The following is an 18,056-nucleotide window of genomic DNA, read 5'->3' as shown; positions in this document are numbered from 1 at the left end:
TATTACGGCCAGCGGCCCATCATCTACACCGCGCCCGATTTCTACCGCGACAATCTCAGGGGCGAATTCCTCGACTATCCGTTTTGGCTGCGTGCGGTCGCCCAGCATCCGTCAAAGGTCTATCCCGGTCGCAAATGGCTGTTCTGGCAGTATTCCGGCTCCGGCCTGTCGCACGGCGTCACTGGCCGCATAGACCTCAATGTCTTCCATGGCGACGAACGGCAATGGCGCGCCTGGGCCGGGGGCCGGCAGACGGTAGCCGACGCCAACTGAGACAAGCTATCAGGCTTGGCGTCGTTCGCTTTCTCGGGTGTCCGCCGATCCTCGACCTCTTCGCCGCTCCCTTCAGGACCCGCTCACGCGGCCTGCTTGACCAGCGTGCGCTGTCGGACCATTTCAAGCGCGATATCGGACTGCTCGATGGACACGCTTCCGCCGGCAGCATTCGCTGAGGAAAGTGCCTGGCTCTTTGACCAACAAGGACGCATGGGAGGAAAAGATGGGTGTGTCATCGGAGGCTCTGGCACAGAGCCGTCAAACGATCAGCGCTTACGAGGATTATGCGGAACAATATGATGCCATCGTGCGCCATGTTCCCAACGAGAGGGAGCAGGCATCGCTCAAGCGCCTGGTGGCAATCGCCGGCACAGGTGGCCGGATTTTGGAAGTCGGGTCCGGAGCCGGATACGATGCGGATTTTCTGGAAAATTTGGGCGTCAAGGTTCGGCGCACCGACGCCACCAAGCGGTTTCTCGAGCTGCAGGCCGCGCGTGGTAAGCATGGCGAGTTGCTCGATCTCATCACCGATGATCTCGGCGGCCCCTACGACGCGGTCCTTGCCCTATGCGTCCTGATCCACGTGCCTCGCGACCAGACCGACCAGGTGCTTGCCAAGATAGCCGGGTCGCTGCGCCCGGGCGGCGCCTTCCTCGTCTCGATGCGCAATGGCGACGGCGAGAGATCAGGCGAATATCACATGGTCTACTGGCGCAGGGACGACTTCGCCGCCCATCTCGAAGGCGCCGGGCTGGTCCTTATCAGGGACGATTTCAACGTCGGCCGCAATAGCGAAGAATGGAACACGTTCCTGGCCGTGAAGCCTGCATAACGCGGCGTGGGCTGTTGCCGTTTGCGCTGCTCAGCCTTTTCAGATTTGCGAAAATACAAGACATTGCCGCCGCCATGCTGTCTATGTGCGGGTTCCTGCACTCCTGGGGGGAGACGAGTTGGAACTCAAGATCATGCTTGTCGGCTTTGCCTGCGTGGTCGCGGGCGCGCTGTCGTTCATCACCTTCATGAAATGGCGAGAGGTGAAGGCACTCAGCCGCTGGCTGCCGACGCCGGGAAAGATCATCTCGTCGCGCGTCGAGGCACGCGAGGTCAGAAGCTCGGGCGTTGGTTCGGACAGCACTGATACGACCGAAATGCGCAATTTTCCGGCGATCACCTTCGAATACAAGGTCGGCGGCAAGAAATTTCAAAGCTCGCGCTACAGCGTGAAGGAGAATTTGGGGAATTTCGAAGTCACCGAAACCCTTGCCCAGTTTCCCCGCGGCGCGGAGGTGACTGTCTTCTACAATCCGGCCGATCCGAGCAAAGCCGTGATCGAGCGCACCATGCCCGAAGGCGCCTTCAAGTTCATGATCCAGCTCTCGGCCGGGCTGGTGGTCGGCGCGCTTGTGCTGGTGTTTTCCGTCGGCGGCGTCCTGGAGGCGATCAGGCCGCATTTGCCCAAGCCGCAAAACCTCGGCGCGGGAGCGCTGCTGCTGTTCATGGGCCTGTTTGCCTTGCGCATGGGCTTCGTCCAGAGATCGCTGGCCGAGCAGGCGGCAAAATGGCCGGTCACTGCCGGCCGCATCGATAACTCGGGCCTGCAGGCGCTCCGAAACCATTCTGGCCATGGTCGCTGGCGCACCGTCTTCAAATCCCGCATCGTCTACTCCTATGACGTCGCCGGCCAGCGCTACAGCGCCGATCGTGTGACCTTCGGCGGAACCGTGACGGCTTCGTTGCCCGGCCTCGTCGGCGGCCAGGCACGGCAGTATGTCGAAGGCAGCAAGGTCGACGTCCACTATGACCCCGCCAACCCCGGCTCGGCGGTGCTGGAATGCCGGGTACGGGGGCTCTGGCTGTTATGGATCTGCTCGGCAGGCTTTCTCGGTGGCGCCGCCTTTCTGGTCGGCCTGGTCTGAGGCGCCGGACGCCTTCAACAGCGGACGAGCGGTCCGCTGTCGAAGCCAGGCCAGGTGAACCGCAGCGTGGCCCCATGCCTGACGATATGGATGACACGCGCGAACGGCTCCTCGATCGACGGGTCGGAACCGTAGCATTGGCTGGCATGCACCACCCAACCGGTCGAGCTTTTGCGAAATGTCGCCTGCTCGCAGCCGAGATCGGGGAACGACAGCGACGCCTGGTCCACTGTGAACACAGTCTCGCGTTGGATGTCGGGAGCCGCGTGGCAGTTCAGCCTGTCGCTAGACCATGTCCCAACATAAGGCGGCGCCGCCAGCGCGGAGCCACCGGCGAATGCGGATATTGCCGTCGTCATCACCAAACGCCGCATCACCACTCCTTCGATCAGTGCGCTCGACCATACAGGCTGGTGGGATTTTGCGTGGACAAGTTTTGTCCAGGAGCGGACAAACGCCGCCGTTCCGGATTTTGCTATGCTTTTGCGCGGATGATGCGACTGTGCGGGCCGACTCAACGCTTTCCCAGAGACATTGGATGATCACCCGCATACTGGCCTTTTTCCTCCTGGGCCTGCTCGGCCCGATGCAGGCGGCCTTGGCAAAAGAATGCCTCCTGAGTCACGCCACCTATCAGGAGCCGCGCTCGGGTGCCGTCGTGCAATTCCGGCCGCTCGCCAACGAGCCGGCGGCGCTGACGGCCGAAGTGTTTTCGCTGGCCGTGCCCAAAGCCGGCACGAGCCTGCCCGCCGACATCACCTGGACCAACGGCAAGAATTCCTTCCCGCTCGGCACCATTCGCCACGCCTGCACCGACGACGACCGGGAAGGCGGCCTGCAGGACGGTAGCGGATTGTGCAGGCTATGGGAGGGCCAGGTCTATGCCTTGACCGGCGGCGGCGCCGAGCAGTTGAATTCGCGCGAAGCGACACCGGCGCCGAGAGGGCTGCTCTTGCCCGGTTTCGGCGTGGCTTTCACCGAAGGAGCCGATTTCGCCAATGCCAATCCAGGCGGTTCGGCCTGGGACGCCTTCATTTTAACAGGATGCAGCGATGAATAGCGTGCGATCGACCATCTGGGCCAGTGCCCTGCTTGCATCCGCGACGATACCAGCCATGGCGGACGAGCCGGCGCCGTCGCGCCCGCCCATCGACAAATGCGCCTGGGAAAAATTGTCTGACAAAACTGTCGGGCTGGCCGCCTGGACGCAGCGCTGCGATTTCGGCTTCCGCCAGATCCATTTCGAATTCGCCGGCAAAGCGCTCGCCATCAAATACAGCGACGGCGGCGCGGCTGACCCTCTTGTCGAGGTCTTTGACATCAAGCCTGGCGAAACCGCCGAGGCTGCGTTGCAGCGCCTGTTCCTGGAAAAGACCGACAAGGCCGTCAGCGCCCGCTGTGTGCTGGCGCCTTACACCGAGGGCACGGTACCCGCCGGCGTCAAACGCTACACATTCAGCCCCGACGCCGCCTATGCGAAAGAGCTGAAAGCACTTGCCAGCTCCGACGAGATTCCCGAACCGCCCTGCGGCGACTGGGGTGAAATGCCTGACGGCATGCAGTATTTCGAGGTGCCCGCGGGTGAGGGGTACAGCCTGCTTTTTGTGCGCATCGGCCAGGACGAGCCATTGTTTGACGAGCAGACGCTACGCGTCTTGCCGAGGGGGTGAGAAGCGCTTTCTCGCCAGGTCAGGCGGATTCGGTCACCGCACCGATCCGCCGGTAGACGAATGCTTCTTCTCTCGAAGGAACTGTGGCAATGCGCTTGGCTTCGTCGATCAGCATTGCCATGCGAGCATGGATCGGCGATTTCGCGCAAGCCGGGTCCGTTGCAGCGGCATCGCCGGCGATCGCCATCGCCTGGCAGCGGCAGCCGCCCCAGTCGATCTCGCGCCGCTCACAGCCGCGGCATGGCTCCTGCATCCAGTCCGTACCGCGAAAGGCATTGAACGCCGGGGAATCGGCCCAGATCGAGGACAGCCTGCGTGGTTCGAAACGCTCGAAGCTGAGCGACGGGATCGTCTGTGCGGCATGGCAGGGCAGTACGGTGCCGTCAGGCGTCACCATGAAGGCGTCCCGCGCCCAGCCGCCCATGCACGGCTTGGGATAGATCGCGAAATAGTCCGGCGTCACAAAATCGATGTTGATGATGCCGGCCAACCGCTCCTGTGCCTCCGCGACGATCTCCGCCTGCCTATCGACCGCTTCACGCTCCGGCATCAGTTGATCGCGATTGGTTAACGCCCAGCCGGCATATTGCACATTGGCGATCTCGAGCCTCTCCGCGCCCAACGAAAGGGCGAGATCGATGAATTCCGGCACCTCCTCGATGTTATGGCGATGGATCGGCGCGTTGATGGTTAGAGGCAGACCGGCCGCGCGCGCGCGGCGTGCCGTCTCCAGCTTCTTTTCGTGGGCACCCTTGTGGTTGCCGATGCGATCCGTGGTCGCCGGCCGCGCGCCCTGAAAGCTCAGTTGCAGATGGTCTAGACCGGCTTCGGCAAATGCCTCGACACGGCCCTCGACGATGCCAACGCCCGCGGTAATCAGATTGGTGTAGACGCCGCGCCCCGCAAGCCCGGCGATCAATTGCTCGAGGTCGCGGCGCAGTGTCGGCTCGCCACCGGACAGATGCACCTGGAGCACTCCGAGATCGGCGGCCTCCGAGAACAGGGCGAGCCAGGTCTCTGTGTCGAGTTCGCGATTGGCCTTGAGCAGTTCGAGCGGATTGGAGCAATAAGGGCATTGCAGCGGGCAGCGATGCGTCAGTTCCGCCAGCATGCCGATTGGAGGGAGGAGGGGCGTGCTCATAGCCTCACCAGCAGCTTGTCCGACCATTCCTGCAGGAAGGCGATGACGTCGGTCGCCACGGCCTCCTGTTCGGCCTCATAATCGGCGGCAAGGCCGGCAATGATGTCGCCGACCGTGGACCGTCCATCGCAGCGTCGCAATATGTCGAGACTGACATCGTTCGGCCAGAATATCTTTTCCGGTGAAAGCACGGCGAATGCCTGCCGCAAGGGATCGTATTGTATGCGCACGTGCTTCGGCAGCGAAGGTACCGATCGCAACGACACCACAGCTCTTTCGCGCAGCGCCGTCATAGGGCTGCCTCGGGCTGGAAGGCGCCGGGCGGTATGTTTCCCCGCTCGCCATAGGCGTGTTGAAGCGCGTCAAGCATGGCCCAGAGTATATCGCATTTGAACACCAGTGCATCGATTGCCTGCTGCTGGCGCTCCGCCGTATCGGCGTGGCTGAGCACGTAGGCAAGGGCGAAGTCGGCGTCACGCGAGGCCTGTTCGGGCCGTTGCTTGAAATAGGCAAGCGTATCCTCGGTGATGTAGTCGTATTTGGCCAGCATTGCCGGCACCCGCTCGCCGATGATGAGTGGCGAAAACATCTCGGTCAGCGAGGACGCGACCGCCTCGAACAGCGTCCGGTTTGTGCAAAAGGAAAGGTAAGCGCCCACCGCGAAGCGTGTCGCCGGCAGTGCCAGCCTTTCGCTCTTCACGGCCTCGGCGTCCAGGCCGAGTGAAGTTGCCAGATACAGCCAGCGCGCGATGCCGCCGCTCCAGCCGTCCTCGCCGTCATGATCCTCGATCCGCTTGCGCCACGCGGCACGAAACGCTGGATCCTCGGCATGTACGAGTATCATGGCATCCTTGCGTGGGATGACCGCCTGATAGCAATAGCGGTTCAGCGCCCAAGCCTTCATCTCGGCCTTCGACAACGCGCCGCTGGTCATCCTGTGGTGAAAGGGATGACGATTGTGATAGCGCTCGGCGCCAACCTGCCTCAATACGGCTTCGAGAGCGCTCGTGGAGAGTCCGCCTTTGGCTGCATCGCGGAAGTCGCTCAAAATTCCATCTCCATACCGTCGTTTGCGATTTCCCAGCCTGCCGCCTTGACCGCCGCGTGCTCGGCGGAATTCTCGTCTAGGATGGGGTTGGTGTTGTTGATGTGGACGAAGACGCGACGGCCGACCTTCACATCGGCCAAGCCCGCAATCGAACCCAATTCTCCCGAGATCGCCAGATGCCCCATGCGCGAGCCGGTTTTCTGACCGACGCCGGCGACGATCATCTCGTCGTCGGTGTAGACCGTGCCGTCGAACAAAAGACAGGCGGCATCGGTGAGACGCGCGCGCAGCCGCGCATCGATGCGCGCGCAGCCTGGGATATAGAAGACGGAGCCGCGGCTGCCGATGCCGGCAATTCGGACTCCGATCGTGTCACCTGCGTCGGAGCTGAAATTGGCATCCGGATGGTCTCTATCCTCCAGATAGAGTGCTATCTTCCCGGGCACGGCAAAGGGCTCGATCATTACGCCGGTATCGCGGCCTTCTGCGTCGCAGATGGCCAACTCTTTCGCCGGCGGCAGGATGCGCCGCGGCACAAGCGCTGGATCGAGAACGTTGAAAATCGAATTCGCCTCCAGCGTCGCCAGAACCTGCGCCGTTGCATAGATGGCGAAAGGCTGCCGCTCGCGCAGGCTGAGCAGTCCGGCGATATGATCGACGTCGGCATTGGTCAGCACCACAGCGCGAATAGGTGTCGAGCGCAGCGGCGCATCGCCCGCAGGCTGTAATTCAGGTGTTGCAGCGATTTGCTGGCGAATGTCGGGCGAGGCATTGAAAAGAACCCAGCCCAACCCGTCCGCCGAGGCGGCGACACTTGACTGGGTTCGTGGATGCACGCTTGCCATGCCGTTGCGAGCCGCACGACTGAGACGGTAGTTGCAGTTCCATTGCGGAAAGCCGCCGCCCGCCGCCGATCCGATTATCCTCAAATGCATGAAAATGCCCGCGCGCCGGCTTCTCTGACCTGCAGGCAATTTGCAGTCACAAACGACAGTCCGCGCGCTTTGCGTGCGTCAAAATCTTTCACGGAAATCCCATGCGGCGAGGGGATGCGCGCCCCTGTCGCCAGGGACGCGCACCTCTGCGGCCTACTTCTTGGGAGTAATTTCAGCAGGCAGATACCGTGAAATTTCGAAGCCAGCGGCAACCTGACACATGGTCGGTTTTTTCCAGTTCTTCTTCATGACATTTCTCCTCTTATACCAGCCCGAAGGGACCGATCCTGTCGTTAGCCAACCATTGCAGGGCACCGACGCAATGGCTCGTCCATCAAGTTTCAAAATGGACAAATGAAACAATAGGTTTTGAAAAATTGAAAACAAACTATCGAGAATAATTGCAGTCCTTATTTCAATTGTTCGTTGCGTAGGGTTTTTTCTCCTCCAGTGGAAGGTTTGCATCTTCCCATCCATCGGCGCCGAGCGGATACCAGATCACTGAACTGTAGCCCCACTGGACGGCCCGTTTCGCCGCATTCCACGACATCCAGCAATTCGTCATGCAGTAGAACAGAACCGTGCGCGACTTGTCCGTCCCGGCCTTGGCCGCGAGGCCTTGGCGAAAATAGCTGGCGGTCTCCTGCGAAATAGCGCCGTATCCCACATTGGCCAGCCATATGCTGCCTGGAATGTCCTTTCTGACCTTGTCTCTCCATATCGTCCCTGCCGGCAAATTGGCCGGTTTGGGCGTGTCCGGCATCACGTCGAAGAAGATCGCCTTTTTCGCTCGCCACAGCGCTTCCGCTTCCACCGTCGTCACCACCCTCGCGCCTTGCAGCGTCCGCGGCACCGGCGCCCGATAGTCGTCCATCCGGAAACCGCTGGGTTCGGCGATGTCGCCAGCCCATGTCGGCTCGGCCAGACCCAGAAGGCTCGCGGCGACCAGCACGAAAATAGTCTCCCTTCCATTCATTGGGTAATCAGGTTGTCGTGTTCGTCGATCAGCGGCACGTTGTAGCTCAGCAGGATCCTGGTGATCTCCGCCTGGTTTTCCCTGATCACCCGGTTGAGCGTCCGCTTCCATTCCTGGTCCGACGGACGTACGCCCATGGTGATGCGGTAAGACATGCGCGAGCCGGTTTTTTCCTTCACCAGTGGAACGATCGTCACATCAGCTCCGAGTTCCTTGGCGTAGTAACCTGCCATCGGTCCCCACAGCACCGCCGCATCGATCTTGTGTGCCAGCATGTCCTTGATCATGACCTCCCCCATTGATGGGGTGACGCGCGTATCCACCGCAAGCGGATAGATCTTGGCGGTCCGCAGAAGCTTGTTGGCGGCCATGTTGGCGGTTGGCGGCGTGCTTTCAACGACGCCGATCGTTTTGCCTGTGAGTCTGGGATCCTCGATCGTTTCCACGCCTTCCATATCGTGGCTTTTCGGATGCACCAGCACATAGGCGGAGCGATAGTAGGCGTTGGTGTTCTGCACCAGCTCATCGCCTTGGGCATAGCCCATGATGATGTCGCATCGGTTGGCCCCCAACGTATTGCGCACGAAGCCGGTGATCGTGGGAAACCAGGTGTAGGAGACGGACTTGCGCCCGGTTTTCGCGGCAACCAGTTCGGCCAGCTTGTTTTCGAAGCCTTCGCCGCTCTTGTCGGTGAAGGGCATATTCGAGGGATCGGCGCAGACGCGCAGAATGTCAGGGTCGACCAGTTCTCCCGCCGCGCCAAGGCCGGCGCTTTGCGCATGCGCGTTCGACGGCAGCAAGGCGAGTGTGCCGAGGATCGGCAGAACGACGCGCAGCTTCAATGCATCGCGGCCGATCATGTCATCCACCCATGCAGGATGCTTCGGCATCCTTCGCCGCCTGGGCCTTGTCTTCGTGCTTGGGCGGCCTTCCGCGGGGCGCCGCGCCATCCGCGCGCGCGCGCAGATAGACGTAGAGATCGTCCAGGTAGCAATAGACGTTCTTGTTGTCGCCAAAGGCAGGCATGACGTTTTCCTTGCCGCCGCCGACATTCTTGCGGCCTTCGGCGACGATCGAGAGGAATGTGGCGTAATCCATGGTTTTCAAGCTGTTGACCAAAGCCGGCGCATAGCTCGAACCTGTCGCGTCCTGTCCGTGGCAGACATGGCAATCGGAATGATACCGGCGGTAGCCGCTGAACGTGTACCAATCGACGGTTCCGTTTTCGATCTTGTAGGTCGGATTTCCATCCGCATCCAAATACTTGCCGCCTTCTTCCTTTACCGCCTTGGCTTTTTCCATGCTGTCGTCGGCCCGGGCGAGGCTCGAGCTTGCCAGAGGCAGCAGAGCCAGGACGAAAGCCGAAATTACAATGCGAACGGACATTCAAACGCTTCCTTCATTTGCCAATGGACACGGTTTTGCTGTCGCGACCGGCATTGATCGGTGTTTTTGGGTGCGTAACCGAATCGAGAGCCCGGCCATGGCTTCCGGATGTCCGGGCTCTCGTTCTTCAAGCCTTTGGTCTCACAAGACCTGAGGCATGCTCAAGGTTCCCAGCGCATCAATCCGGGAGACCGAAGACGGTGAGCTGACCGCCCAGCGTCGTGTAGTCGGCAAGTGCCGCGTAGCCGCCGACGGCACCCAGGCCAGCTGTACCAACGACAGCGGCTTGGTCGCCTTGCGCGCGGCCCTGATCGACGGCGCCATGCCAGGCAGCGGCGTTGTCAGGCGAAAGCAGGCCGCCTGCCAGGCCGATACCAGCCCATCCACCGACGCCCGACAGAACGGCGATATACTGCTTGCCGCCCTGCTCGTAGGTCGTGATGTTGCCGATGATGCCGGACGGGGTCTTGAACTTGTAGAGTTCCTTGCCGTCCTTATCGACCGCCTTGATGTAGCCTTCGAGTGTACCGTAGAAGACGACGTCGCCATCTGTCGCCAACGCGCCCGACCACACCGAGAACTGCTCGGGCTTCGACCAGACGATCTCGCCCTTGGCCGCATCCCAGGCAATGAAGTTGCCCATGTTGCCGTCGCCGCCAGGTGCGGGATACATCGACACGGTGGCGCCAACATAAGGCTGACCGGCGGTGTAGCTCACCTTGTAAGGCTCATAGTCCATGCAGACATGGTTGGTGGGGACATAGAACAGCCCGGTCTTCGGCGAATAGGCCGCCGGCTGCTGGTCCTTCGTTCCAAGCGCCGCCGGGCAGATGCCCGTCGAGTTGGTGTCTTCGCCGTTCTGCTGGGTCGAATATTTCGCCACGACCTGCGGGCGACCATACTGTTCGCTCTTGGGGTCCATGACGACTTCGGTCGCCCAGTTCACGGCCGGATCGTATTTCTTGGCGACGAGAAGGTCGCCGGTGGCGCGATCCATGGTGTAGGCAAAACCATTGCGATCGAAATGCACCAGCACGTCGTGCTTGGCGCCGTTGACCTCCATGCCATCGACGAGGATCATCTCGTTGATGCCGTCATAGTCCCATTCGTCATGCGGGGTCATCTGGTAGAGCCATTTGGCAACACCAGTATCCGCATCGCGGGCCATGATCGTCATCGACCAGCGATTGTCGCCGGGGCGTTGGACCGGGTTCCACGTCGAGGGATTGCCGGTGCCATAATAGACCAGGTTCAGCTTGGGATCATAGGAATACCATCCCCATGTCGTGCCGCCGCCGGTCTTCCACTGCTCGCCTTCCCAGGTGTTCGTGCCGGAATCCTTGCCAACCGGCTTGCCGAGTTGCGTGGTCTTCTCGGGATCGATCAGGGTGTCTGCGTCCGGACCTTCCGAATAGGCTTTCCAGGCGAGTTTGCCATCTTTCAGATTGTAGGCGGCCAGCCAGCCGCGAACGCCGAATTCGGCGCCGGAGACGCCGATGAGCACCTTGTCCTTGACGACGACGGGGGCAGCCGTACCAGATTCGCCTTTGCCGCCATCGGTCTGGTCGCCGTTCTTGACCGACCAGACGACCTTGCCAGTCTTCGCGTCGAGGGCGACGACTGTGGTGTCGGCCTGATTGAGAATGATCTTGCCGTCACCATAGGCAACGCCACGGTTGACCGTATCGCAACACATGATCGGAATGACGTTGGGATCCTGCTTGGGTTCGTACTTCCAAAGGATCTTCCCGTCATTCTTGAGATCGAGCGCAAAGACATTGTTCGGGAAAGGCGTGTGGACATACATCACATCGCCGATGATAAGCGGTCCACCCTCGTGGCCTCGTAGCACGCCGGTGGAAAAGGTCCACTTGACCTGCAGGTTCTTCACATTGTCCGCAGTAATCTGGTTGAGTTTGGAATAGCGGGTGTTGGCGTAGTCACCCGTCTGCATTGCCCAGTTCTTCGAATCCGAAGCCAGCTTTGCAAGGTCCTCATTAGCCGACGCCGTATAGGCCGCGCCGAGCGACAGAAACGCCGCAGTGGTTAGAATATAGGTAGCTTTCGTAAGTACACGCATCCGAATTCCTCCCGAGGTTCATAGTGATGAATCATTTGCTGAGCCCACAAGGGCTTGCCCAAGCGATTCACGGGGGGGAAATATTTCCGGCAGCGTGTCACGACCTAAGCCAGATGTGCAGAGGGCACCGTTACTGCCCACCTCACCTTGGCCTACGAAAGACTGTCGCCGCTCCCTAATGACGGTGACGCCCTTGAAGCCGGAAACAGGGTGAGGCTATGTCATCGTAAAAGGCTAGGCAAGCAAAAAAGCCTGCTGGTGTTTTTGCACCGCAATATCGTAAATGATGCGGTGCAATATAAGAAAATAAGCAGGACGGTATTTGTTAGATAAAGTATTTATGACCGCGAAATAACGATGGGGCGCATAAAATTTAGTTATTTTTTGATTTTTACATTTCGCCTAAGCGTTGATTTTATTTGGAGGTATTCGCTTCGATGTCTCGGCATGGTCATGCGCGTGCTCCATTGGGAATCGATAGTGGGCCAAGCATGAGATGATCGTTGGAGTCGGGGCGTGGAGCAGGCCACGGAGCCGCCATGCGGAACCACGGTCGACAAGCCCCGCATTCCTCCTTTGGTCGCATACGGAAGCCATGGGCGCTTGACTGACTCTGCTGCACGTTGCCAACTGCCACGGTGATCCCGACTGGGCGCATCGCGCCTAGGCTAACCGGAGGTTTTCCCGTGATCAGATATGTTGGATTTTCGACTTTGCCGCTGCTCCTTGCCGCGCCGCTGGCCTTCGCAAACCCGGCGGGCGCCGCGGGTGATTACCCGACAGCAACGATCGCCGACTACGTGCTCGGCTGCATGCAGACGAACGGCCAGACACGTCAGGCGCTGGAAAGCTGTTCCTGCTCGATCGACGTCATCGCCTCGATCCTTCCCTACGACCACTATGAGAGAGCCGAGACTTTCAAGAGCATGTCTTTGACCACAGGCGAAAGCGCGGCGCTGTTTCGCGAAAGCGCACCGGCGAAGGCAGCCCGTACCGAATTGAAGCGCGCGCAGTCGGAAGCCGACGTGCGCTGCTTTTAGAGCCTGCTCCATCCGGAAGCCGGATGGAGCTCCGTCCTCTGCCCGGGCGTGATCTTCCCGAACGAGCTCCATTTTCGGGATCAAGTGGCAAGCACCCGGCAGTCCAGCGCAAGATATCGAGACTTCAGAGTCCCGCTGTCTCGAGCGGCCACTGATTGCGAAATGTTTTGCCGTCCGTATCGATCGCTTCAACCTGGATTTCGCCATTGCCGTGCACGGTGAAATCGAATCGGAAGTTGGGGTCTTCCGAAATCTATATTCCACCTTCCATGGAGAGGATCGGCCGGCCGGCTTGGGAGATCGACAGTTTCTGGACAAAATGCGCCGGTATGAAATATTGGGTCAGCGGATCCCGCTGCAGCCCCGAATTGTTAGGGTGCCGGATCATCAACTGCAGTTCCTCGGTCTTGGTCATCGTCTCTTTGGGCGGGAACTGGCGCAGCTTCATCTGACCCATTGTCGCGTTGGCCTCGTCCTGGTTCTTGACCGCAGGGGCGGAGCAGCCACCTGACGCCTTGACGAAGGTCTGTACCATATGGAGTTGACCACCCTGCGTCTCAGCGATGGCGCGCAGATAGGAATAGTCGTTGACGCGCACGCGCGTCGACAGATGCGTCACGCCGGCATCCTTGCCGAGCTGGAACGTTGCCGCCACCGGTGCAGGGTTCGCATCGATGATCAAGGTAACGGATTTGATGCCGTCTGGCGCCTTGGCTGGATCGAGATAGATATCGACGGGCACGATGGCGGCATCCTGCGCCCGCTTCGGTGCTTCGATCCGGACGACGCCGGTATCGACCAGAATTGCCCGATCGCCGAACACGTCGCCCTTCAAGTCATGCCAGATTCTATCCGAGGACGCGGTTGTTTGCTGTGCGTTGGCGGCTCCCGAGGAGCCGAGCAACGTGCCGATGGTCAAGATGATCGCGGTGAAAACGGATGCGAGCGGCAAGGCGAGCTGCCGGCTCGAGTAAGCTTGATTTTGCATTTCGATGCCTCCACCAATGCAAGAGAGGTGGTGCCCAGGCTGGCGTTGAGGATAAGCCTTTGGCGACGCCTTGGCAAATCGCCGTGCTTTACGGCCGCCTGGCGCATGTCGGCGTCGTCTATTCCCATTCGAGTTCGGCAAATGCGGCCGTTGCGTTGCGCTCGTTGTAATCGTCGAACAGGTGCCAATTGTCCCGTTCGCTTCCGCCTGCGGTTTTGACTGCTTCGCGCAGCGGCGTTCCGTCGGCGATCGCCTTGCGGATATCGCGCGCCAGAACCTCGAAATAGCGTCGCTCCCCCGCCAGTGCCTGTGGCCAGTCGGCCGTTACAGGACCATGACCTGGAACGACGCGCGCGGCGTCGATCGCGGTGAGTGCATCCATCTGGCGGAGCCATCCAAGCAGTGATCCGTCGAGCGTCGGCAAGGAGCCCATGAACACCAGATCGCCGGCAAAGAGCGTTCTGGTCGTGGTATCGAATACGGTCAGGTCGTTGTCGGTGTGCGCCGCCTTCCATGCCCGCAGTTCGATCGTGCGCCCGCCGAGGTCGAGTTGCAGGTGATCGTCGACCAGCCTGGTCGGCGACACGATCTCGACCCCCTCCATCAGCGCCTCGCCAAGCTGTTCGCGATAGTTGTGCAGATAGAACGCGCCACGCGCGTCGAGGGCGCGCGGCAGATTGCGGTGACCGACGATGGTCGCGCCGATCTCCCGGAATGCCGCATTGCCGAAGATGTGGTCGGGGTGCATGTGGGTGTTGACCAGGAAGCGAACCGGCTTTGCGGTTACCTTTCCGATCGCGGCGAGAAAGGCGTGCGCCTCGATCAGGCTGCCACCGCTGTCGATGACGGCAACCGCATCGGTACCGATGACGGCGCCCAGATTGCAGATCGCACCGTCGTTGGCGGCGGTCATCAATTCATCCGTGCCCTGGAAGGCGAAGACGCCGTCGGCGATCTGCCTGAGCGAGAATCCCAGGTTGCCAGCCGCGGCTCGTCCGAGGCAGCACGGCATCAAGGCGGCGCTGGCGGCGGTACAGGCGAAGCCACTCACAAGCCTGCGTCTTAGCCGATCGATCGACATGAAGGCCTCCGATATGCATTTCACCTGCAGGCGATCAGGTGACGTCCGGAAATCTATGATGGAACGACCGCAGAAGGTCGCTCATCACCTGCGAATTGCGATGTTGCCGTGGCAACCGTACGTCGAACACGCCGAGCACATGGGTTGGCCGCGGCGCGAGCACGATGATGCGGTCCGAGAGCATCAGTGCCTCGCGTAGATTGTGGGTCACCATCAAGGCGGTCGTGGGCCGTGCCGACCACACGGTCAAAAGCAGATGCCGAAGCCGCTCGGCGGTCTGTTCGTCGAGCGAGACAAAGGGTTCGTCCAGGAAAAGCACCGCCGGCTCCGTGGCGAAAGCCCTGGCAAGTGCTGCCCTGCGCGCAAGGCCGAGCGACAGTTCGGCAGGATAGAGCGAGCGCATGGCCGCGAGGCCGAGCGTGTCGAACAGCCCGTCGAGATTTTTCGCCCTCAAGCTTTTCGGCAACGCCAGCCTGACATTCTGCTCCACCGTTCGCCACGGCAGCAGGGTCGGTTCCTGGAATACGGCGGCGATGCGGTTCGAACCTCCTTGCGGCAACTGGAAGGAGCCGGAAAAGTCTTTGTCCAAGCCAAGCAGGATACGCAGCGTCGTGGTCTTGCCGCAGCCCGACGGTCCAAGCAAGCAGGCGAATTCGCCTTGCCGGACCTCGAAGGAAAGGTCCTGAAGCGCCGTGATCGAGACGCCTCGCGCGGACCTGAAGGTCTTTTCGGCGATGTCGACCTTAAGCGGGACGACGGCGCCAACGGGTTGCATGTCGTTCAACGGGCTGCACCAGGAGAAGTTCAATGACAAGCATCACCGCCACGAAAGCCAGCGTGTAGGCAAGAATGGCGGCGACATCGAAAAGCTGGAAATAGAGATGGATCTGGAAGCCGACACCGTTCGAGCGGCCGAGCAGTTCGACGACCAGGACGATCTTCCAGATGAGGGCGATGCCGGATCGCGACGCGGCGGCAAGATAGGGCTGCAATTGCGGCAGCAGGATATGGCGGATGCGATCAAGGCGGCCGAAGCGATAGACGGTGGCCATCTCGGCATAACTTGGATCAAGCGTCCTGGCGCCTTCACGCATCGTCACCACGACATTCGGGATCTTGTTCACCGCCACCGCGCCGATCGCCGCCGCCTCGTTGAGGCCGAACCAGATGTAGCCGAGGACGATGACCACCAGCGCCGGGATGTTGAGGAACAGGATCACCCACGGGTTGAAAAAACGGTCGACGCGACGATAGCTGCCGAGCAAAACGCCGATGACGGATCCGATGATCATTGCGACGATATATGCTGCGGCGACCCGGCCGAGGGTCACGCCGAGATGGTAAAAGAGGTCGCCGCTCGCAGCCTCCCTGAGAAGCACCTGCCAGACCTGCCCAGGTCCTGGAAAGGCACGGCTTGGCCAGACGCCTGCCGCAAGGTTCCACAGCAGGCAAAGCCCGAGCAGGGAAACCGCTACGGTCAGCGCGGGCGCCAGTGCCGTCGCCAGGCTGCGTCGGCCGGACATGCTCGGCGGGGCATCACGCGTGCCGTCGGTTTCCGATGCGGTCATTTCCAGGGTTCCTGCCAGAATGTGCCGGGCGCCATCTCCGCCGCGCTGCCGACCAGCTTCGCGCCGCCGATCGCCGCCAGCACATGGTATAGCCTGCCGGCGTCAGCCGCTTCCTCGGCGACCGACCGTCTGGGAATGCCCTGACGATAGCGATCGCGCAGTTTTTCCAGTTCCTTGCCTTCCGCGCGAATGATCGGCGCCAGACGCAGCCATTCGTCATCGGATCTGGCCAGCAAGTCTTTGGCTTGCGCGGACGCCCTCACGAACCCCCTGACGGCATCGGGGTTCTCGTTCGCCCATTGGTCATGGAAGACGTAACCGAGCGCCGACACGGGTCCCAGAGCCCCAAGCGTCTTTGCCGCGTCATTCACGCCGATCAATCGACGGAAGCCATTGGCCTCGAGACGGGCGCAAAAATGCCAGAAATTCAGCACTGCATCGAGTTCGCCCTGTATCGCCTTTTCCGAAATCAGCGGCGGCGCGCCAAAGACGATGTCGCTGGTTGCCGACAGGTCGACGCCGAGATCGCGTCTGGTCAGCGCTTGTATCAGCAGCCAACTCTTGTCGAGCGGGCCGCCGGCGACGCCGATCTTCTTGTCCTTGAGATCGGCGACCGTCCGGATCGGTGAACCCTCCTTCACCATGATCGCGCCCACGGCGGTGGAATAGGGGAACAATGTGAGGTCGCCGCCTTCGGAGCGCTGGCGCGAGACCCACAGCCAGTCGGAAACGATCATGTCGATCGCGCCAGCCTGCATCGCGACGTTGGTTGCATCCTCGCCGGCGAAGTCGATGATCTCCAGATCGATCCCGTTCGCGGCATCGAACTTGTGCTGCCGTAGCGTATCGAGTTCCCAACTCACGGTTCCAAACTTCAGCACACCGAGGCGAATCCTGGCTGCCGCAACGGCTGGCCTGGTAGCAAGAACAGCGGCTGTCCCGAGAACCGCCAGACGCAACGTCATGCGCCGTGAAACCATCATGACACCTCCTCCCCAGGGTTCCGCGCTGCCAAATCAGATGGCTCGTTCCTTGCTCGGAAATGCGCATTTCCAGCGCATGACCTTGAGGGTCGGGTGTTCTTGAGACCATTTCGCGATTTCGCTGGGGGCAAGGAACATGCATTGGAACAGGGTGCCGCGGCTCTCGAAATAGAGATGTTCGTCTCGGCAATTGCTCGGATTGGCGCTGAGGCAAACCGTCAATATGAGATCGACCATGTCCATTCAGCACCTCTTGCGCGTTCCCAAACGCCCATCTCGGCGAGTCCAGCCCAACCAGGAGCCAGGACAAAACCGCCACTTGCCGGATTTCTCAAGGTGCCAATGGAGAAACCGGAATGAGGTCAAGCTACGCGCTCGCCCAATAGCCGTCAACAAAGACGAATGGACAGGATCCTTGAGCACCCAGGCCTCTAAACCTTTGTACGATTGACTTTCACAACATGCCGATTAGCTTCCAGGTGACGTGGCGCGGCTCCACGGGAGAAGCGGAATTTCCACGCCACCGCGTAAGGCGCATGCCGACGGATCAAAGGATCGGCATGCACAAATCGTCCAGGGCACCCAGACGATCAATGAGGAAATACCATGCGCGCAATCGCATTTTTCGCAGTCATGTCCGTTGTGCCCTTCATCGCGAGCCAATCCCAGGCACAGGACGCGGCGGCGGGTGAGAAGGTCTTCGCCAAATGCAAGGTCTGCCATGTCGCCGACCAGGACAAGAACAAGGTCGGCCCGTCGTTGAACGGCGTCATCGGCCGAACAGCCGGCACGCACCCGGGGTTCAGCTATTCTCAGGCGATGGTCGCGGCAGGCAAGTCCGGCGTCAAATGGGATGAACCCACGCTGAAGACTTACCTTCACGATCCCAAGGCCATGGTCAAAGGAACAAAGATGGCGTTCGTCGGCCTCAAACAGGACGAAGACATCGCCAATGTCATCGCCTATCT

Annotated in this window: 21 protein-coding genes and 1 pseudogene; 7 read left to right on the top strand and 15 right to left on the bottom strand. The window is 60.7% G+C overall.

What is annotated here, in order from left to right:
* From EN879_RS04430 to EN879_RS04415, 3 genes are all read left to right on the top strand, one after another.
* Positions 1-273: GH25 family lysozyme (locus EN879_RS04430; RefSeq protein ID WP_281034582.1), on the top strand; the 273-nt coding region annotated here is incomplete at its 5' end.
* A gap of 226 nt (positions 274-499) precedes the next feature.
* Positions 500-1,108, top strand: coding sequence for a class I SAM-dependent methyltransferase (locus EN879_RS04420; protein ID WP_063170216.1), 609 nt, complete (start codon positions 500-502; stop codon positions 1,106-1,108).
* Positions 1,109-1,226: 118 nt separating this feature from the next.
* The gene (locus tag EN879_RS04415) at positions 1,227-2,192 is read left to right on the top strand and encodes a DUF3592 domain-containing protein (RefSeq protein ID WP_224619575.1); all 966 of its coding nucleotides are present in this window, start codon (positions 1,227-1,229) and stop codon (positions 2,190-2,192) included.
* A gap of 14 nt (positions 2,193-2,206) precedes the next feature.
* Here EN879_RS04415 and EN879_RS04410 read toward each other — a convergent pair whose 3' ends face one another.
* Positions 2,207-2,566: a hypothetical protein gene (locus EN879_RS04410; RefSeq protein WP_013532081.1), complete on the bottom strand. Its 360-nt coding sequence runs from the start codon at positions 2,564-2,566 to the stop codon at positions 2,207-2,209.
* Between the two features lie 164 nt (positions 2,567-2,730).
* On the opposite strand from EN879_RS04410, the gene EN879_RS04405 reads away from it, so the two are divergent.
* On the top strand, positions 2,731-3,252 hold the full coding sequence (locus EN879_RS04405; RefSeq protein ID WP_013532080.1) for a hypothetical protein: 522 nt from the start codon (positions 2,731-2,733) through the stop codon (positions 3,250-3,252).
* Complete coding sequence (locus EN879_RS04400; RefSeq protein ID WP_063167841.1) at positions 3,245-3,862, top strand: hypothetical protein; 618 nt, start codon at positions 3,245-3,247, stop codon at positions 3,860-3,862. The genes EN879_RS04405 and EN879_RS04400 overlap by 8 nt, the downstream gene beginning before the upstream one ends.
* Before the next feature lie 19 nt (positions 3,863-3,881).
* Here the strand turns inward: EN879_RS04400 and pqqE are convergent, their stop codons facing one another.
* The 8 genes from pqqE to EN879_RS04355 form a co-directional block, all read right to left on the bottom strand.
* A complete protein-coding gene (gene pqqE / locus EN879_RS04395; protein WP_063167842.1) occupies positions 3,882-5,003 on the bottom strand; it encodes a pyrroloquinoline quinone biosynthesis protein PqqE in 1,122 nt (373 codons plus the stop codon).
* Positions 5,000-5,296 carry a pyrroloquinoline quinone biosynthesis peptide chaperone PqqD gene (gene pqqD / locus EN879_RS04390; protein ID WP_024504366.1) on the bottom strand — a complete coding sequence of 99 codons (297 nt, stop codon included), beginning with the start codon at positions 5,294-5,296 and terminating at the stop codon, positions 5,000-5,002. Before pqqD ends, pqqE begins: the two co-directional genes overlap by 4 nt.
* Positions 5,293-6,051, bottom strand: a complete 759-nt coding sequence (gene pqqC / locus EN879_RS04385; protein ID WP_063167843.1) for a pyrroloquinoline-quinone synthase PqqC — start codon at positions 6,049-6,051, stop codon at positions 5,293-5,295. Before pqqC ends, pqqD begins: the two co-directional genes overlap by 4 nt.
* Entirely contained in the window at positions 6,048-6,986 is a 939-nt protein-coding gene (gene pqqB, locus EN879_RS04380) for a pyrroloquinoline quinone biosynthesis protein PqqB (protein WP_063167844.1), read from the bottom strand. The genes pqqC and pqqB overlap by 4 nt, the downstream gene beginning before the upstream one ends.
* Positions 6,987-7,401: 415 nt before the next feature.
* Positions 7,402-7,962: a PQQ-dependent catabolism-associated CXXCW motif protein gene (locus EN879_RS04370; protein WP_027162625.1), complete on the bottom strand. Its 561-nt coding sequence runs from the start codon at positions 7,960-7,962 to the stop codon at positions 7,402-7,404.
* A complete protein-coding gene (locus EN879_RS04365) occupies positions 7,959-8,852 on the bottom strand; it encodes a quinoprotein dehydrogenase-associated putative ABC transporter substrate-binding protein (RefSeq protein ID WP_013532072.1) in 894 nt (297 codons plus the stop codon). Before EN879_RS04365 ends, EN879_RS04370 begins: the two co-directional genes overlap by 4 nt.
* On the bottom strand, positions 8,824-9,348 hold the full coding sequence (locus EN879_RS04360) for a c-type cytochrome, methanol metabolism-related (protein WP_013532071.1): 525 nt from the start codon (positions 9,346-9,348) through the stop codon (positions 8,824-8,826). Before EN879_RS04360 ends, EN879_RS04365 begins: the two co-directional genes overlap by 29 nt.
* A gap of 178 nt (positions 9,349-9,526) precedes the next feature.
* Positions 9,527-11,428, bottom strand: coding sequence for a methanol/ethanol family PQQ-dependent dehydrogenase (locus tag EN879_RS04355; protein WP_013532070.1), 1,902 nt, complete (start codon positions 11,426-11,428; stop codon positions 9,527-9,529).
* Positions 11,429-12,114: 686 nt separating this feature from the next.
* On the opposite strand from EN879_RS04355, the gene EN879_RS04350 reads away from it, so the two are divergent.
* Positions 12,115-12,468, top strand: coding sequence for a hypothetical protein (locus tag EN879_RS04350; RefSeq protein ID WP_013532069.1), 354 nt, complete (start codon positions 12,115-12,117; stop codon positions 12,466-12,468).
* 124 nt (positions 12,469-12,592) lie between these two features.
* On the opposite strand, the pseudogene EN879_RS04345 reads toward EN879_RS04350, so the two are convergent.
* The 6 genes and pseudogenes from EN879_RS04345 to EN879_RS04320 all read right to left on the bottom strand — a co-directional run bounded on the left by EN879_RS04345 (position 12,593) and on the right by EN879_RS04320 (position 17,331).
* A pseudogene (locus EN879_RS04345) lies at positions 12,593-13,456 on the bottom strand (quinoprotein dehydrogenase-associated SoxYZ-like carrier).
* A gap of 118 nt (positions 13,457-13,574) precedes the next feature.
* The gene (locus EN879_RS04340; protein WP_027162621.1) at positions 13,575-14,537 is read right to left on the bottom strand and encodes a quinoprotein relay system zinc metallohydrolase 2; all 963 of its coding nucleotides are present in this window, start codon (positions 14,535-14,537) and stop codon (positions 13,575-13,577) included.
* A gap of 34 nt (positions 14,538-14,571) precedes the next feature.
* Positions 14,572-15,312, bottom strand: coding sequence for an ATP-binding cassette domain-containing protein (locus EN879_RS04335; RefSeq protein WP_013532066.1), 741 nt, complete (start codon positions 15,310-15,312; stop codon positions 14,572-14,574).
* Positions 15,281-16,105 (bottom strand): ABC transporter permease, encoded by an 825-nt coding sequence (locus EN879_RS04330; RefSeq protein ID WP_027162619.1) that lies wholly within the window; start codon positions 16,103-16,105, stop codon positions 15,281-15,283. Before EN879_RS04330 ends, EN879_RS04335 begins: the two co-directional genes overlap by 32 nt.
* A complete protein-coding gene (locus EN879_RS04325) occupies positions 16,102-17,088 on the bottom strand; it encodes an ABC transporter substrate-binding protein (protein ID WP_063167846.1) in 987 nt (328 codons plus the stop codon). The genes EN879_RS04330 and EN879_RS04325 overlap by 4 nt, the downstream gene beginning before the upstream one ends.
* 33 nt (positions 17,089-17,121) lie before the next feature.
* Positions 17,122-17,331 (bottom strand): hypothetical protein, encoded by a 210-nt coding sequence (locus EN879_RS04320; RefSeq protein ID WP_013532063.1) that lies wholly within the window; start codon positions 17,329-17,331, stop codon positions 17,122-17,124.
* Positions 17,332-17,694: 363 nt separating this feature from the next.
* Here EN879_RS04320 and EN879_RS04315 point away from each other — a divergent pair.
* Positions 17,695-18,056: cytochrome c family protein (locus EN879_RS04315; RefSeq protein WP_164774313.1), on the top strand; the 362-nt coding region annotated here is incomplete at its 3' end.

Source organism: Mesorhizobium sp. M7A.F.Ca.AU.002.02.1.1 (assembly GCF_003998535.1).
Taxonomy (GTDB): domain Bacteria; phylum Pseudomonadota; class Alphaproteobacteria; order Rhizobiales; family Rhizobiaceae; genus Mesorhizobium; species Mesorhizobium ciceri.
The sequence above is the reverse complement of the archived record's forward strand: the minus strand, read 5'-3'. Positions and strand labels throughout refer to the sequence as shown.

What these genes read in the sequence shown, in the direction of transcription:
- EN879_RS04420 (WP_063170216.1), top strand. Translation starts at nt 500, where the DNA reads ATGGGTGTGTCATCGGAGGCTCTGGCACAGAGCCGTCAAACGATCAGC.
- EN879_RS04410 (WP_013532081.1), bottom strand. Translation starts at nt 2,566, where the DNA reads ATGCGGCGTTTGGTGATGACGACGGCAATATCCGCATTCGCCGGTGGC.
- EN879_RS04405 (WP_013532080.1), top strand. Translation starts at nt 2,731, where the DNA reads ATGATCACCCGCATACTGGCCTTTTTCCTCCTGGGCCTGCTCGGCCCG.
- EN879_RS04400 (WP_063167841.1), top strand. Translation starts at nt 3,245, where the DNA reads ATGAATAGCGTGCGATCGACCATCTGGGCCAGTGCCCTGCTTGCATCC.
- pqqE (WP_063167842.1), bottom strand. Translation starts at nt 5,003, where the DNA reads ATGAGCACGCCCCTCCTCCCTCCAATCGGCATGCTGGCGGAACTGACG.
- pqqD (WP_024504366.1), bottom strand. Translation starts at nt 5,296, where the DNA reads ATGACGGCGCTGCGCGAAAGAGCTGTGGTGTCGTTGCGATCGGTACCT.
- pqqB (WP_063167844.1), bottom strand. Translation starts at nt 6,986, where the DNA reads ATGCATTTGAGGATAATCGGATCGGCGGCGGGCGGCGGCTTTCCGCAA.
- EN879_RS04370 (WP_027162625.1), bottom strand. Translation starts at nt 7,962, where the DNA reads ATGAATGGAAGGGAGACTATTTTCGTGCTGGTCGCCGCGAGCCTTCTG.
- EN879_RS04365 (WP_013532072.1), bottom strand. Translation starts at nt 8,852, where the DNA reads ATGCCGAAGCATCCTGCATGGGTGGATGACATGATCGGCCGCGATGCA.
- EN879_RS04360 (WP_013532071.1), bottom strand. Translation starts at nt 9,348, where the DNA reads ATGTCCGTTCGCATTGTAATTTCGGCTTTCGTCCTGGCTCTGCTGCCT.
- EN879_RS04355 (WP_013532070.1), bottom strand. Translation starts at nt 11,428, where the DNA reads ATGCGTGTACTTACGAAAGCTACCTATATTCTAACCACTGCGGCGTTT.
- EN879_RS04340 (WP_027162621.1), bottom strand. Translation starts at nt 14,537, where the DNA reads ATGTCGATCGATCGGCTAAGACGCAGGCTTGTGAGTGGCTTCGCCTGT.
- EN879_RS04335 (WP_013532066.1), bottom strand. Translation starts at nt 15,312, where the DNA reads ATGCAACCCGTTGGCGCCGTCGTCCCGCTTAAGGTCGACATCGCCGAA.
- EN879_RS04330 (WP_027162619.1), bottom strand. Translation starts at nt 16,105, where the DNA reads ATGACCGCATCGGAAACCGACGGCACGCGTGATGCCCCGCCGAGCATG.
- EN879_RS04325 (WP_063167846.1), bottom strand. Translation starts at nt 17,088, where the DNA reads ATGATGGTTTCACGGCGCATGACGTTGCGTCTGGCGGTTCTCGGGACA.
- EN879_RS04320 (WP_013532063.1), bottom strand. Translation starts at nt 17,331, where the DNA reads ATGGACATGGTCGATCTCATATTGACGGTTTGCCTCAGCGCCAATCCG.